Here is a 14,392-nt window from a genome sequence, read left to right as displayed (position 1 = left end):
CTGCAACACAGGACGCATCTAGCGACGGTTGCGGCTTCCCTATAGCCCACAGAAGGCGCAGTGGATTTTTATAATAATTTTGTGCCTGTCACTCAAACAATTCCAGACACTCACACAATTAGTGCCAGTCACCCTCTCGGTCACCACCTCACCAATTGTCCCTTTATTTGCATCTCATTGTTGCTTCATCCATTTACACAAAGCACGCACAGTTTCACGATTTTGAGCAGGTGGATATTGGTGTGCAAAACGATGATCATACCATGTTTCATACGTTTTATTGGCATCTTCTAAGTAAAATGCTAATTGCCTTGCATGTTCAATATCGACATTTTCATCACGATAGCCGTGAATAATAAGCACAGGGGCTGTAATGTGTTCAACTTCAAATAATGGTGTACGTGCATCATATGCCTCTGGTACACGATTAGGCGTACCTCCAATTACACGCTTCATCATACGGCGCATATCCGTACGTTCCCAATAAGTTGCTGTCGCATCCGACACCCCTGCCCACGTAACGACAGATGTAATATCTTTTCGCAAAATTGCCGTCCACAGTGCCATAATACCTCCGCGTGAAAAGCCAAACACATGAATATTATCATTGCAAAATTGCTTTAGCACATCTACTCCATGCACTGCATCATAACGATCTTGACCAGCAAACTCATCACGACCTTCTCCTCCTCTATTCCCTCGATAGTATGGGGCAAAAACGATAAAACCTTGTGCGGCAAACTGGGCAATACGTGCTGGTCTCACCATACCGATGCTTTGCATTCCACCACGTAAATATAAAAAACCATCGTATGTACCTTCTGCCTTAGGCTCAGCTAGCAAGCCTTTAACCCGTAATCCAAGTGATACATAAGTAATTTCGGATAAGCGAATAGCTGGATTCGGTGAAGGGTATGGACGTTTTTCAACTATTTCACCATTGATCGTCATAGCGCTTCAGCTCCTCTAGCATTTTTTGCATACCTTCATCTTTCATATGAAAGCTTAAATTTGGATGGTTAGCAAACTCTTCATCTGTGAGCCAAACCATACCTGATGTCTCCAAATCAAACTCCACTTTGTCTTGACTTACAAATTGCGCAGTAAATACTGTTTTACAAAATAATTGATCACCGTGGACAGCATATTCTGCAAACCAACGAAGATTTTTCACATGTACACCCGTTTCTTCAAATACTTCTCTAACAGCAGCTTGTTCTAAAGTTTCCCCAGGTTCTACCTTACCACCTGGCACTTCCACGCCACGTCGCTTATGAATCGTGCATAGCCATTTATTTTTATGCTTTAACAAGATGAGTACATGCCTAGGCTCCACTTCAAACTCCCCTCTTGTAAAGCTTAAATCTACTTGAAAACCATTTAAATCTGTAAATGAAAACATTCCATTCCACTCCTATTATTATATTGTAACGAATGTATTCATTACATTTTGCTGACTTATTATTTCATATACTGCGAGGAATCAATCACAAGGAAATAGTGACATTCTTCATTCGTCTTATTGATAAATCGATGCTCTGTATCTGCTTCAAAAAAGAAGGAATCTCCTGCGTCTAATTCTTCACAAAAAGCGCCACGTCCTAATTCAACACGTAACTTTCCGCTTTTAACAAAAATATACTCTTTCACTCCTGATTTATGAGCTGGGAAAATGCCTGATTCTTTATTGGCAGGAATGATATTTAAAACAAACTCAATGCCTCTAGAAGGAACAGAAGGTGATAATAAGTGGCGTTGAAACCCAGACTTTTCGTCGACATAGATTGGGCGTTCATCTTTTCTTATCACGACAATATCCCTTTTTTCTTGCTGATCTAACAATGCAGAAAGAGTTGTATTTAAAGCCTCCGCAATTTGACAGGCTACTTGAATCGTTGGATTTTTTTCTTCTCTTTCAATTTGAGATAGCATCGAGGCACTCACATTACTTACTGCTGAAAGCTCCTGCAATGTCATCTTATTTTTTTTCCTAATAGCATTTACTTGCTTTCCAAATCCCATTATAAAAGCTCCTCTCACTACTGCAGTTTAAGCGATCTTATCCATTTTAGTTCGTCCTATTATTATTTTTACTATAGTGAAAATTTCTTTTCTATTCAGAGATTGTCCTTCTACTATGATATTGCACATGTTCTACAACAATCAACTTATAAAATGTATACCCTTATTCTAGAAACAATGACTAGCAACACATATTTACACTTTAGTTAAAATAAAATATACTATAGTGAATAAATTATACATAGGAGTGATGTTTAATGTTAAAAGTCATTTTAGCACTATTACCTTTAGCTAGTATTTTATTTATGATATTTATTTTAAAAAAATCTTCTATTTATACAGGTATTATAGCTTGCATACTTACAACAGGTATCGCTATTTCTCCTGCCTTTCACACAAGCGTCGAGTTACTTCCTAAACCTTTCATTAAAAGTTTTCTTACAACAGTACCAGTTATTTATATTTTATTTTTTGGTATTTTATTATTTCATTTAATGGAGAAATCAGGGGCTATACAAAAAATTGCTTCGGCCATTGCTACCTCTACCGATGACAAAACATATCAGGTGTTATTGTTGGCTCTAGGCCTCTCACCTTTAATTGAATCGGTAAGTGGGTTTGGTTTAGCGGTAATTGTTATTGCACCTATTTTAATAGCTTTAAAATTTAATGCTATTCAATCTTCCCTCATAGCATTAATTAGTTTATGTATAATTCCTTGGGGTACACTAGCGATGGGTACAATTATTGGTGCATCAATAGGAAACATTCCATTAGAAGATTTAGGTGTCGGTAGTGCCCTAATGTGCATCCCTCTTTATATTTATTTCGCCTTCCTCGTTACTTACATTGGGGTAGGAAAAAAAGCCATGAAAAAGAAACAAGTGCAAATACTTTGGATAGGATTGTTATTAGGCTTTAGCGTGTGGATTTGTAATCGTTTCATCAGTGTCGAGCTTGCAGGTTTAGTTGGCTCTTTAACTGTTGTTTCAACTATTTTTATTATGATTACTTTACACAAGAGGGGCAATCAAAATCCTTCTAATGCATTTATCAAAAATATTTCTCCCTATTTGCTATTAATTGTTCTATTATTTGTTTCTAGAACCATTCCACCCATTCAAAGTTTTTTAAGTCATTTATTGACGATAACAATACCGTCGTATCATTTTCAGTTATCTTTTCTATATTCACCAGGATTTTTTCTCTTCATTGTTTGTCTTTTTACATGCTTACTCTTCCGTTTAAATAAAACATCAATACTCGATAGCATAAAGTTAACTATCAATAAATGTTATCCAGTATTGCTTACTACTTTTTTATATATTGTTGTTTCTGAAATGATGTCGGAGGCAAAGATGATACAACTACTTTCTTTAACTGCTGCAAACTCTTTTGGTTCGCTTTTTATATTTATTACACCTTTAATTGGCGCTACGGGAGGATTTTTAACTGGCAGTAATACGGCTTCAAATACGATGTTTATTCGCTTACAAACAGAAACTGCAGTACAAATTGGAGCTTCTCCCACTTTACTCGCTTGTATCCAAAATGTTAGTTCATCTTTAATGACAATGGTAAACCCATCTCGAGTCGCCTTAAGCTGTTCTGTTTGTAAAATAACTACTACACTTGAAAACACTATACAAATAAAATTAGCTATGGTTGGTCTAGGCACACTTGCCATTATTTTTATAGAAATCATTATCCATTTACTATTCCTACAGTGAGATATTCAACATAAAAAATGTCTAGCACAAAAAGCTAGACACGTTTATTAAAATATGGGAGCTGTTCAACAAATTCCTTTGTATCCTCGTCTCCATATTCGTGAATGAGTGCGTAAATTTTCTTTAATCGTAAATCTAATTCGTCATTTTCTCTGTCCAAATGATATTGTAAATAAGGTAATTGCGCACGCCATCCATTCGCAATTTCTAACAGTTGCATTTGTTGAAATATTTTTTCGAAAACATCCAATGCTTGTCGATCTACATTAAGCTCGAAATTCCATTGACCCTCATATGGATTTGTATAATATGTTTTATGGGCAAGGGAAAAATATACACGCTGACGATCCATTAACAACACCCCTTTTTCCATAGTATGGTGGTAAAGCGTTTGTTTTATTCGCTGGAATGTCAAACTTCCTTCACAACTAAACTAGAGCATCTATTTTATAATAGGTATAATGAACAAGAACGGAGTGATTGCAATGAGTTTGGTCTCGCTCTTAACGGTAGCAATTATTATCGTTATTTTAGTTACAACTGCTACGATAATAAGTGTCAACCGTGCCTATGCCTTTAAACATACGGTAGATGAAAAGCCTAAACAAAACTTTCATCAAGAATAATCAATTACGCTAAGGCGTATTTGCGTCCAGATTTTTTCGAGCTTGCTCGAAAACTTGAAATTACAATAACGAAAAGAAATTGGAGTGAAAACAATGGGTGTGCCATTACCAATAATAATTATGATTGCTATGATGATGCTAATGTTTGGAGTTTCCGTCATTGTTATTCTTAAGAAAAAAGGCGACTTTTTTACCCAAACAATCGATGCTAAGCCTGAGCAAACAAATTCACATCATAAGGATGGTCAAGCATGAAATATCCCTTTATATGGCTCATTCAGTTTTACAGAAAATTCATCTCACCTATGACGCCACCAACGTGCCGTTTCTACCCTACATGCTCTTCCTACGGATTAGAAGCTTTTCAAAAGCACGGTGCTATTAAAGGACTAATATTAACCGTAATACGGATTTTAAAATGCCAACCACTTCATCCTGGTGGCTTTGATCCTGTGCCCGATAAATGGCCTTCGAAAAAGAATTAATTTTCGAAGGTCATTTTTTCTTGTACTTTTTTCCGATGTACGTTATTATAGAAACTGTCAAAAAAATAAATCGTAATGATTACTATTTGAAAGAGGTATCTATTATATGAAAAAAGTATTTCTATTTTTCCTGATTACTGTGCTTGCACTATTTACAGCTGCCTGCGGTGATAAATCATCAACAGCAAAACAGACGGCGGACAATAAAGACAAGTTGTCTGTCTATACAACAGTCTATCCATTGAGCTACTTTACAGAGCGAATTGGGGGCGAATATGTAGAAGTGTCCTCTATTTATCCTCCTGGTGCAAACGAGCATACATTTGAGCCAACACAAAAAGATATGATGAAATTAGCAGATGCAAATATATTTTTTTACATCGGCTTAGGGCTAGAGGGCTTTGTTGAAAATGCTAAAAAAACGTTAGCCAACGAAGATGTATCAATGGTTGCAACTGCAGCTCAAATTTCGGACGAAAAATTAGCGGTTAGCACTGGTCATTCGCATGACGAAGAAGAAGAAGCAGACCATGAGCATAATGCAACGGAGGAAGATCATGCTGACCATGAGCATGATGCAACGGAGGAAGATCACCATGATGAGCATGAAGCTCATGATCATGGTAGTGTTGATCCACACGTTTGGCTTTCACCTATTATTAGTCAAGATTTAGCACTATCTATTAAAAATACATTAGTTGAAAAAATGCCAGCTCAAGAAGCGACTTTTACAGCAAATTATGAAGCTTTAGTCAAAGAGCTACAAGAGTTAGACACTGAATATAAAGCAATGGCTGATGCAACTCAAGACAAAACATTTTTTGTATCGCATGCAGCATTTGGCTACATTGCTGGCCAATATGGTTTAACACAAGTCCCAATTGCAGGCTTAAACTCACAAAATGAACCATCTCAAAAAGAGCTAACAGCTATCGTCGATAAAGCAAATGACTTAAATATTCATTACATTTTATTCGAGCAAAATGTTTCTTCAAAATTAGCAGAAGTCATTCAAAAAGAAGTTGGTGCTCAATCACTTGTACTTCATAATTTAAGTGTGCTAACAAACGATGATGTAAAAAATAAGGAAACGTACTTTACATTAATGAAGAAAAATTTACAAACGTTAGAGAAAGCTCTTAATGAGCATCAGTAATCCAAACAACCGTACATGGTAGTTTGAAGAAGGAGGTGCCCCAACTACACAGGGGACACCTCCTTTATTATGACGTATTTTTCTTGTGGCATTCTCTTCTCAGTTCTGTCAACGCTAATAATTCTCTTTTGTCCATCCTTAGCATTCGTCTTTACATATGCAAAAACTGGACGAAGCGTAAAACTTCTCTCTAGAATAATTTTATCATTTTGTGCATTGAAAACTATTTGAACAGACTTGCTGCTTTTTTCGTCTTGTTTCAATAATAGTGGAGATGGTTCTACTAATTGTTTGATAATATGTGTATTTTTATCTAGCATCGCGAGCCCACTATTAAAATTAAAATGGTTTGTTAAAGGTTTCGTAAGAACTTCAACTTTAGTTAGTTGCTGCCAATCAGCATATTTTTCACTTGTTGCCGCTGGAAAACTTGCATAATCCCAAGTATGGTCTTTTGCTAATTGCTTATCGGAAACAAGAAAGTAATTATAGCGAACTTCACCTTTATGATCTGGCAATGGATCATCCCATGTAACATCAATATGATACCATTCATTATCAAGCTTCACTAATACCCATGCATGCAATTGTTCTCCCACTTTGCCTGGTACATATTGTACTTCAAAATCTAGCATCTCTAACATCCGATATAGTACTAAAGCATAGGCCTGACAAACACCTTTGTGTTCAGTAAGCAATGTGTAAGGGGAATATTGACTTCCTACACTATCCTTTGAATACTCAGAAGTTAAGACGATATAATCATGTGCAGCTTGTATTTTCTCCAGCTTGCTTAATCCATGCATAGATCCAACAATAGTTGTCAATGTTTGCTCGACAAATGCCTCCTCTTCCTGTGAGATATGATAGGTAAATTGAAATTGAATGACAATATTATTTGCGTAGCCATCATATTTCCATTTAAAACTAGAAATATTGGCGTAAATATATGGATCGGTAATGGCATGTTTAATAAGCTCTGTTAGTTGGTCTTTTAAGTCAGATATATTACCAGTGTATCGAATATCAAATTCAGTAGACAGTTGCAACACTTCATTCTGAATTTGCTGTTGTAATGTTTCTATTGAATTAGCCGTTGCTATATTTTGTTTTTCATAATTTGCGAATACTTGCACATGACTCATTTGTAAAACAAATAATATAATGACAACATTATATATATATTTTCTCATATGAGTCATTCTCCTTTACTAAATAGTTTATGCCGCTCATTACTTATTATGTTAATGAATCATTAATTTAATCTAAAAAAATGGAGGATTGGAAAATTTAATGACAGAGCATGGTGGAAAAGGATGTAGCAAAACAGTGACGAGGAGAATAATGCAAAGCAATGTCGGCAAAATGCGTCGCCTGTACTTGAAATTACAGGACTATTGATCTTTACTTCTATATCAGCATAATACCCGAATTTCTATGTCTTAAAAAATTGACTGTGCTTTGTGGCGAAGTGTTGAATGACGGGCACTATCGTATAGACACCTAACAAAATATCGACATCATCGAAAAAATCCACTGCGCTTTCCGCGGGCACGTTGTAAGCCGCAACCGTCGCCTGTTGCGTCTTACATTGCGTGTGTTCCCGCAGGAGTCTTCATGGATTTTTACTCGGATATGACATAAAATTCGAAATTGTTTGAGTGACTGGCACTAAATATAAAAACAGCATGCTAGAAGTGCGCTTCTAGCATGCTGTTTCTTTTAAACGAAGCCCCTTGTAAGGCATTCTAATTTAATGAAAGTTATTCACTTGGAAGTAAATCTAATAATTTTCTTCTTAGTAGCTTATTTGCTCCATTCCGTGGAAGTTCATCGATTATAATGAATTGTTTTGGGACTTTATATTTAGCAAGATTGTTTTCACAATACCGCTGTAAAATTTCCATAGCTAGCTGTTCCTTTAAAACAACAAAAGCTATTGGAACTTGCCCCCATTTATCATCATCAATGCCACACACACCCGCTTCTTGAACAGCAGGATGTGCCAATAACACATTTTCTATCTCAGCTGGATAAATATTTTCACCACCTGAAATAATTAAATCTGCTCGACGATCGACAACAAATAAATAGCCTTCCTCATCCATGTAGCCAATGTCTCCAGTATGAAGCCATCCCTCCTCGGTTGCACTTCTTTCAGCAAAGCGTCCAATATACCCTGGTGTTACATGTGGGCCTCTAATACATATTTCACCTTCACCTTGCGCATTTGGGGCTGAAATTTTTATTTGATTAAAAAATAATGGCTTACCTGCAGAACCAACTTTATTCATGGCATCTTCACTCGCTAGTGTAGCTGTTTGCGATGAAGTTTCTGTCATACCATATGTTTGTGCTACAGCTAAATGTAGTGCACTTGCTCGTTTTAAATAATCTACTGGTACAGGGCCGCCACCAGCTAGCATCAATTTAAATTGTGGTGACGCCTGTGCCTTGTTTAGCTCCAATGTATTTAAAATACGTTCTAATGTAACAGCGACTACCGACATATGTGTGACATCGCCATCTATTATGTTTTGTGCAATAGCATCTACATTAAAATGCTCGTATAGCTGTACTTTATTGCCGTATAGTAATGAACGCACTAAAATAGAAAATCCACTTATATGAAATAATGGTACTGCACACAACCAAACATCATCTGCTTGTAAACCTATGTTAAGAACAGAAGCCGTTGCACTTGCCTGGTGATTGCCAACCGTTTGGCGAACTCCCTTTGGAAAGCCAGTCGTCCCAGATGTATACATAATAGATGTTGTTTGATTGAGTGACCATTCTTTTGCAATATCAACATGCTGTTCTGTCCCATTCTCAATGGCAGAAAATAAATAATAAGACGTCTGGGGTGGTAATTTTTCTACATCTTCATCTGCAACGAACACAGCCTCTGCTTGTGAATCTTCTAGTTGATAAGCGATTTCGGCTTGAGAAAGCCTACGATTAAGCATGACCATTTCACATTGCAAATGCATACAAGCATACATCATAACGACAAGTGCAGGCGTACTCGGTCCCATAATCGCGATACGTTCCCCTTGCTTAATATCCAGCGCTGTTAATTGCCGAGCGCGTTTTAAAGATAGCTCATTTAATTGTTGAAACGTCCATGTTTGTCCTTCGTATGTGAGAGCGCTCCGTAATGGTGTTACATACGCACGCTGCAAAATCCAGTTTGGGTACATTATTTGCTTCCTCCGATCATTTACAATGATAATGGTACCGCTTTTTCCATCATTGGTCTATTCGTCTGTTTCCCCTTTTATAAAAATAGAAAAAGCTCGTATCTACAAAGAGATACGAGCCTGCACCTTTCAAATCAAGGGAATCTTGGGAATTGACCGAAGTCTGGTTGACGTTTTTCTTTAAATGCGTCACGACCTTCTTTTGCTTCATCAGTAGTGTAGTAAAGAAGTGTAGCATCGCCTGCCATTTGTTGAAGACCAGCTAAGCCGTCTGTATCAGCATTCATAGCTGCTTTTAAGAAGCGTAAAGCTGTAGGAGACATTTGTAGCATTTCTTCACACCATTGCACAGTTTCGTCTTCTAATTGTGCATAAGGAACAACTGTATTTACTAAGCCCATATCAAGCGCTTGTTGTGCATCGTATTGACGGCAAAGGTACCAAATTTCACGAGCCTTTTTATGACCGATAATGCGTGCAAGATAGCCTGAACCGTAACCAGCATCAAATGAACCAACTTTTGGACCAGTTTGTCCGAAACGAGCATTGTCTGCTGCGATTGTAAGGTCACATACAACATGTAATACGTGTCCTCCACCGATTGCATAACCAGCAACCATCGCTACTACTGGTTTAGGAATAACACGGATTAAACGTTGTAAATCAAGTACGTTTAAGCGTGGAATTTCATCATCACCTACATAGCCACCATGGCCACGTACCTTCTGGTCACCACCTGAACAGAAAGCTTGCTCGCCTTCACCTGTTAAAATGATAACACCTACATTTTTATCATCTCGAGCACGAGAAAATGCATCAATCATTTCCATAACAGTTTTTGGTCGAAATGCATTACGCACTTCAGGACGGTTAATCGTTACTTTAGCGATACCGTTATAAAACTCATACTTAATGTCTTCGTAAGTATGTAATGTAGTCCATTGACGTGACATTGAAATACCTCCTAATTAAAATTCGCCTCATAACTAAGATGAAGCGCTAACGTAAAAATCATTACGTTAAATACTCATTTACTATTGTAGCAAATTCAGCTGGATTTTCCACATGAATTGCATGTCCAGCGTCATTTACTGTCATATGATTTCCATTTTTTAATAACGCTTTCATTTCTAAAGCAATATTACAAAATTTACTATCTAATGAACCAGTCAGTAATAACACAGGTAATTCTAATTGTGTTAACTTGTCCCAATTAGATGGCTGTACACCAGTTCCCATTCCCCGTAAACTGCCAGCCAAGCCCATCTCCCTTTGGGCCAGACGTTCTGTTCGAACCGCTTGCCTTGCATTATGAGATAACCGCTTTTGCGATTCAAACAACGGTATATTTTCCCACGCATTAACGAAGGACAGCACACCATTAATCATAATTTTCGTGGCTAACGCATCATCACGCTCACAACGCTCCATACGCTCTTTTAATGTTCGCAAACCAGGAGAAGCACTTTCTAACAATAACTTCTCCACGCGATGCGGGTATTCGATTGCATAGGATAATGCGATCCGTCCCCCCATTGAATAGCCAAGCAAAGTAAATGTCTCTAATTGTAATTGACTAACAATGTCCTCTAGATCACGCAATTGTTCATCCATTGTAAAGCGGCTCTCTTGTTCAGGCACAGCTGTTTGACCATGACCAATTAAATCAATTGCTACGATTCGCATATGAGGAAGATTCTTCGCTAAACTTTGCCATGTAGCAGTACTTCCTGTAAAGCCATGCAATGCAACAATTGTTTGCCCTGCAGCTTCATTCCAAATATCTACATGTGTCTCAAGACCACGAATAATTAGCTTTGCCATGCTTTTAATCCTGCATTAATACGATTCCAAAGAGCGCGATGTGCATAAACGTTTTCTTCACGATCTGTAAAAATTTCGATTAAACGTAATGGTCCTTTTTTCACCATATTAAATTTAGGTACTAACTGTGCAATATCTTCGATACAAATATAGTCCATGTCATACATGCGAGCAATATCTTGAAATTCGAGCGCAGTCGGTGTACCGAATAGATTCTCATAATGCGCCTCTACAGTTGATTGTGGTAAATAAGAGAAAATACCGCCACCATCGTTATTCATCACAATAACGGTTATATTGCATGCTTGATAGCGTGAAGCAATTAGACCATTGACATCATGTAAAAAAGCTAAATCGCCAATGAGCAAATAGGTTTCACGATTGTTTCCTTGACTTAATCCCATCGCAGTCGATACAACGCCATCAATACCATTTGCCCCACGGTTTGCAAAAATACGAATATCTTTTGATGTTGTCATAAGGAATGTATCAATATCTCGTATTGGCATACTACTGCTGACGAATACATCACTACCATTTGGAATTACTTCAAGTAAGCGGCTCACCATTGCTCCCTCGTCAATTGCGCCTTCTGCATAATGCTCAATATACTCTAATGCGATGTCATTGGCATCTTGCCATTCAGCTAAATAGGCCGCTTCGAGCGCTGTTTCAGAAAGATCTAATTGAATAAGCCATTCACCAATGCTTGCATGTAAGAAATGAGTGGATACCCCTGTAGAATCACGGAACATCGGATCTTCATCAACAACAATATAAGCTTGTGGCTGCGATTTTGTAATAAACTGCATAATAAACTTCGATACAGGCTGAGCTCCTATGCGAAGAACTGTTTCAGGTTCAACAAGCGCTTTAAAGTCATCGTTTTTCATAATTGCATCATAGGTTGTAATTACATATGGTAGGCAATCAGTTGGCACAGAAGTTCGCATATTTGATAGACTTTCAACAATAATCGGCCATTTTAATTGGCGTACAAACTCCCACATAACAGTTAAATCTGTCCCTAATGGAAGCTCACCAACAATGACAAACCCTTTTTTCGTTTGTCGTAATATAGATGTAAGTTCTAGCTGTGCATCCTTAGGTGGTGTTAACTGTCCAATAATACTTTGCTTAAATGTAACATTAGGAAGCTCATCACAAAAATCAATAAGCAACGGTTCACGGAACGGTACATTCATATGCACTGGACCAAAAGGTGCACTTGTCGCAATGGCTACTGCACGTGCGATATGACGCTCAATAAAAGGCAATGTCGGTGCAGCACCATCTGGAAGTGGAAAATCGACACTCCACTTTACATGTGCTCCATATAAATTTGTCTGATTAATAGCTTGTGGTGCCCCTACCTCACGTAATTCATGTGGGCGATCAGCCGTTATAACAATTAAAGGTACTCGCGCATAACTTGCTTCTACAATCGCAGGATAATAGTTGGCTGCAGCAGTACCTGATGTACATAACAATACAACAGGCTTAGCAGTAGCTTTAGCAATTCCTAGTGCAAAAAATGCAGCAGCTCGTTCATCTACTTGACGGTACATCGTTAGTTGCTTTGTAGAGGCAAAAGCATAAGCTAGTGGTGTTGACCGTGATCCAGGGCTTACAACAACATGCTGGACACCTGCCTGCACTAGTGATGCAACCATTTTATAAACATAATCAGTCAATATTTTTCGTTCACTCATGTACTTGTCCTCCTAACGCTCGAAGCATTGGACGGAATTTCACTAATGTTTCCTCATATTCAGATTGTGGCTCTGAATCAGCTACAATACCGCCACCTGCATATAAATAAGCTTTATCTTTTATTAACGCAGCAGAACGAATCGCAACCGCAAATTCCCCATTGCCCTCTGCATCTAGCCAACCAATTGGCGCAGCATAAAGCCCACGGTTCATTGGCTCGTATTTACGTATAGCAGTCATGGCCTCTTTTCTTGGCACACCGCCTAAAGCTGGCGTTGGGTGCAAATGCTTCGTTAACTGTAATATAGTTGCCTCATTGTTAAGCTGACCTTCAACAGGTGTATATAAATGTTGGATATCTCTTATTTTTAATAAACGTGGTCCATCTGGTATTTTCATCGCAACACAGTTTTTACGGAACGTATCCGCAATCATATCGACTACGTATTGATGCTCGCCACCATTTTTAGGATCATTTAATAAGTTTTGTCCAAATGCGTCATCTTCCTCAGCTGTTTTACCTCGTTGAATTGACCCTGCGACGCATGATGAGTATGCAAGACCATTTGCTACCTTCACAAGGCGCTCTGGAGATGCTCCAAAAAATAATAAATCGTCCCTCTCTAGCCCAAACAAATAACTTTCAGGCTGTTCGTGAATAATTTGAGCTAATACTTGAGGTGACGATACTTGCTCCTTAAATTGCAGTGCAAGTGAACGTGCAATGACTACTTTATCTGCTTGCTTTGCTTTTATTAGTGCAGTCACATGGTCAATTGACGCTAAATATGGGTCCTTATATGGCTCAAAATAATTCGTTATTTCAGGCTTCGCATACATTTTCACTTCTTTTACTTGCGCAGCATGGATTAAATGATCTCGCTCTTTACGCAGTGCCTCTAATTGTTCATCTGCCTGCGTAGCTGTTGCGATAAGATTTATGCTTACATAGGCTTTGTCATCACGTAATACTAGCTGATACGTTGCCAAGGCAAAATAAGCTTCTGGGAAGTCTGTCCACTCACCATTCACATTATTTTGCGGATCAAATGTAAAACCACCAAATAAAATGGGTTGTAGTTCTGCTTGTCCTTTTACGCAATTTTTCGTTAAGCGTTTCCATTCAGCTTCTACAGCATCAAAGCGGTCGCTTTTTGCGTTATTTTGAATTGTGTGGGTATGTCCCAGCCCTACTAATGTCATTGTTTTTTCTCTATTTTGCCAATAAAATCGTTCACCTTTATAACGCTCCTCGCCCGCTGCATAAAATGCAAGGGCTGATAAGCGACTTACTTCGATTGTTTCCATATAAAAATGAAGGTTTTGGCCCAAAGAGTCCACTTCTACTTCTGTGGCTTGGTACCACTTCTGTTGCATGAAAATTACCTCCGTTATTGCAATGTACATAATCAATTATGTTTCGCGCTATTGTACGTGTTGCTTTAAATTCCACGTACATAACATCATACGTCTGTCGCTTCGAATTCACACACAAAAAGACCTGTGACATCCGTCTTTCGCATTACTTGTTGCGCTAAAATAGCCGTCCTATTTGTTTGACGGCTTTAATCTTTCTACTGCTACGATTAGCTTAATTTGTATTCCCATCTCTCAAATGCATGTACTATTGTAT

15 protein-coding genes are annotated in these 14,392 nt (G+C 38.0%); 5 read left to right on the top strand and 10 right to left on the bottom strand.

Annotation, left to right across the window (positions count from 1 at the left end; genetic code table 11):
* Positions 1-174: 174 nt before the first annotated feature.
* The 3 genes from JNUCC52_RS19025 to JNUCC52_RS19015 are packed head-to-tail and all read right to left on the bottom strand — an operon-like array spanning position 175 to position 2,022.
* Positions 175-951, bottom strand: coding sequence for an alpha/beta hydrolase family protein (locus tag JNUCC52_RS19025; protein WP_337980553.1), 777 nt, complete (start codon positions 949-951; stop codon positions 175-177).
* A complete protein-coding gene (locus JNUCC52_RS19020) occupies positions 935-1,402 on the bottom strand; it encodes an NUDIX domain-containing protein (RefSeq protein ID WP_337980552.1) in 468 nt (155 codons plus the stop codon). The genes JNUCC52_RS19025 and JNUCC52_RS19020 overlap by 17 nt, the downstream gene beginning before the upstream one ends.
* A 59-nt stretch (positions 1,403-1,461) precedes the next feature.
* The gene (locus JNUCC52_RS19015) at positions 1,462-2,022 is read right to left on the bottom strand and encodes a helix-turn-helix domain-containing protein (protein WP_173477626.1); all 561 of its coding nucleotides are present in this window, start codon (positions 2,020-2,022) and stop codon (positions 1,462-1,464) included.
* A gap of 257 nt (positions 2,023-2,279) precedes the next feature.
* On the opposite strand from JNUCC52_RS19015, the gene JNUCC52_RS19010 reads away from it, so the two are divergent.
* Positions 2,280-3,752, top strand: coding sequence for an L-lactate permease (locus tag JNUCC52_RS19010; protein ID WP_337980551.1), 1,473 nt, complete (start codon positions 2,280-2,282; stop codon positions 3,750-3,752).
* A 34-nt stretch (positions 3,753-3,786) separates the two neighbouring features.
* Here JNUCC52_RS19010 and JNUCC52_RS19005 read toward each other — a convergent pair whose 3' ends face one another.
* A complete protein-coding gene (locus JNUCC52_RS19005; protein ID WP_173477628.1) occupies positions 3,787-4,104 on the bottom strand; it encodes a transposase in 318 nt (105 codons plus the stop codon).
* Positions 4,105-4,237: 133 nt separating this feature from the next.
* Between JNUCC52_RS19005 and ytzI the strand changes: the two genes are divergently transcribed.
* The 4 genes from ytzI (at position 4,238) to JNUCC52_RS18985 (ending at position 6,019) form a co-directional block, all read left to right on the top strand.
* Entirely contained in the window at positions 4,238-4,378 is a 141-nt protein-coding gene (ytzI, locus tag JNUCC52_RS19000; RefSeq protein WP_337980550.1) for a YtzI protein, read from the top strand.
* Between the two features lie 93 nt (positions 4,379-4,471).
* Positions 4,472-4,633: a hypothetical protein gene (locus tag JNUCC52_RS18995; RefSeq protein WP_173477629.1), complete on the top strand. Its 162-nt coding sequence runs from the start codon at positions 4,472-4,474 to the stop codon at positions 4,631-4,633.
* The gene (yidD, locus tag JNUCC52_RS18990; RefSeq protein WP_139860316.1) at positions 4,630-4,863 is read left to right on the top strand and encodes a membrane protein insertion efficiency factor YidD; all 234 of its coding nucleotides are present in this window, start codon (positions 4,630-4,632) and stop codon (positions 4,861-4,863) included. The genes JNUCC52_RS18995 and yidD overlap by 4 nt, the downstream gene beginning before the upstream one ends.
* Positions 4,864-4,969: 106 nt before the next feature.
* A complete protein-coding gene (locus JNUCC52_RS18985; protein WP_337980549.1) occupies positions 4,970-6,019 on the top strand; it encodes a metal ABC transporter solute-binding protein, Zn/Mn family in 1,050 nt (349 codons plus the stop codon).
* Between the two features lie 44 nt (positions 6,020-6,063).
* Here JNUCC52_RS18985 and JNUCC52_RS18980 read toward each other — a convergent pair whose 3' ends face one another.
* The 6 genes from JNUCC52_RS18980 to JNUCC52_RS18955 form a co-directional block, all read right to left on the bottom strand.
* Positions 6,064-7,212, bottom strand: a complete 1,149-nt coding sequence (locus JNUCC52_RS18980) for a transglutaminase domain-containing protein (protein WP_337980548.1) — start codon at positions 7,210-7,212, stop codon at positions 6,064-6,066.
* A gap of 570 nt (positions 7,213-7,782) precedes the next feature.
* Positions 7,783-9,222, bottom strand: coding sequence for an o-succinylbenzoate--CoA ligase (locus tag JNUCC52_RS18975; protein ID WP_337980547.1), 1,440 nt, complete (start codon positions 9,220-9,222; stop codon positions 7,783-7,785).
* 134 nt (positions 9,223-9,356) lie between these two features.
* Positions 9,357-10,175, bottom strand: a complete 819-nt coding sequence (menB, locus tag JNUCC52_RS18970) for a 1,4-dihydroxy-2-naphthoyl-CoA synthase (protein WP_173477631.1) — start codon at positions 10,173-10,175, stop codon at positions 9,357-9,359.
* A 61-nt stretch (positions 10,176-10,236) separates the two neighbouring features.
* A complete protein-coding gene (gene menH, locus JNUCC52_RS18965; protein ID WP_337980546.1) occupies positions 10,237-11,046 on the bottom strand; it encodes a 2-succinyl-6-hydroxy-2,4-cyclohexadiene-1-carboxylate synthase in 810 nt (269 codons plus the stop codon).
* The gene (menD, locus tag JNUCC52_RS18960; protein ID WP_173477633.1) at positions 11,034-12,758 is read right to left on the bottom strand and encodes a 2-succinyl-5-enolpyruvyl-6-hydroxy-3-cyclohexene-1-carboxylic-acid synthase; all 1,725 of its coding nucleotides are present in this window, start codon (positions 12,756-12,758) and stop codon (positions 11,034-11,036) included. The genes menH and menD overlap by 13 nt, the downstream gene beginning before the upstream one ends.
* On the bottom strand, positions 12,751-14,136 hold the full coding sequence (locus JNUCC52_RS18955; protein WP_337980545.1) for an isochorismate synthase: 1,386 nt from the start codon (positions 14,134-14,136) through the stop codon (positions 12,751-12,753). Before JNUCC52_RS18955 ends, menD begins: the two co-directional genes overlap by 8 nt.
* Between the last annotated feature and the right edge of the window lie 256 nt (positions 14,137-14,392).

Source organism: Lysinibacillus sp. JNUCC-52, assembly GCF_015999545.1.
Taxonomy (GTDB): domain Bacteria; phylum Bacillota; class Bacilli; order Bacillales_A; family Planococcaceae; genus Lysinibacillus.
This window is presented reverse-complemented; position numbering and strand designations above follow the sequence as displayed.

Coding starts and splice junctions, on each gene's coding strand:
- JNUCC52_RS19025 (WP_337980553.1), bottom strand. CDS start 951: ATGACGATCAATGGTGAAATAGTTGAAAAACGTCCATACCCTTCACCG.
- JNUCC52_RS19020 (WP_337980552.1), bottom strand. CDS start 1,402: ATGTTTTCATTTACAGATTTAAATGGTTTTCAAGTAGATTTAAGCTTT.
- JNUCC52_RS19015 (WP_173477626.1), bottom strand. CDS start 2,022: ATGGGATTTGGAAAGCAAGTAAATGCTATTAGGAAAAAAAATAAGATG.
- JNUCC52_RS19010 (WP_337980551.1), top strand. CDS start 2,280: ATGTTAAAAGTCATTTTAGCACTATTACCTTTAGCTAGTATTTTATTT.
- JNUCC52_RS19005 (WP_173477628.1), bottom strand. CDS start 4,104: ATGGATCGTCAGCGTGTATATTTTTCCCTTGCCCATAAAACATATTAT.
- ytzI (WP_337980550.1), top strand. CDS start 4,238: ATGAGTTTGGTCTCGCTCTTAACGGTAGCAATTATTATCGTTATTTTA.
- JNUCC52_RS18995 (WP_173477629.1), top strand. CDS start 4,472: ATGGGTGTGCCATTACCAATAATAATTATGATTGCTATGATGATGCTA.
- yidD (WP_139860316.1), top strand. CDS start 4,630: ATGAAATATCCCTTTATATGGCTCATTCAGTTTTACAGAAAATTCATC.
- JNUCC52_RS18985 (WP_337980549.1), top strand. CDS start 4,970: ATGAAAAAAGTATTTCTATTTTTCCTGATTACTGTGCTTGCACTATTT.
- JNUCC52_RS18980 (WP_337980548.1), bottom strand. CDS start 7,212: ATGAGAAAATATATATATAATGTTGTCATTATATTATTTGTTTTACAA.
- JNUCC52_RS18975 (WP_337980547.1), bottom strand. CDS start 9,222: ATGTACCCAAACTGGATTTTGCAGCGTGCGTATGTAACACCATTACGG.
- menB (WP_173477631.1), bottom strand. CDS start 10,175: ATGTCACGTCAATGGACTACATTACATACTTACGAAGACATTAAGTAT.
- menH (WP_337980546.1), bottom strand. CDS start 11,046: ATGGCAAAGCTAATTATTCGTGGTCTTGAGACACATGTAGATATTTGG.
- menD (WP_173477633.1), bottom strand. CDS start 12,758: ATGAGTGAACGAAAAATATTGACTGATTATGTTTATAAAATGGTTGCA.
- JNUCC52_RS18955 (WP_337980545.1), bottom strand. CDS start 14,136: ATGCAACAGAAGTGGTACCAAGCCACAGAAGTAGAAGTGGACTCTTTG.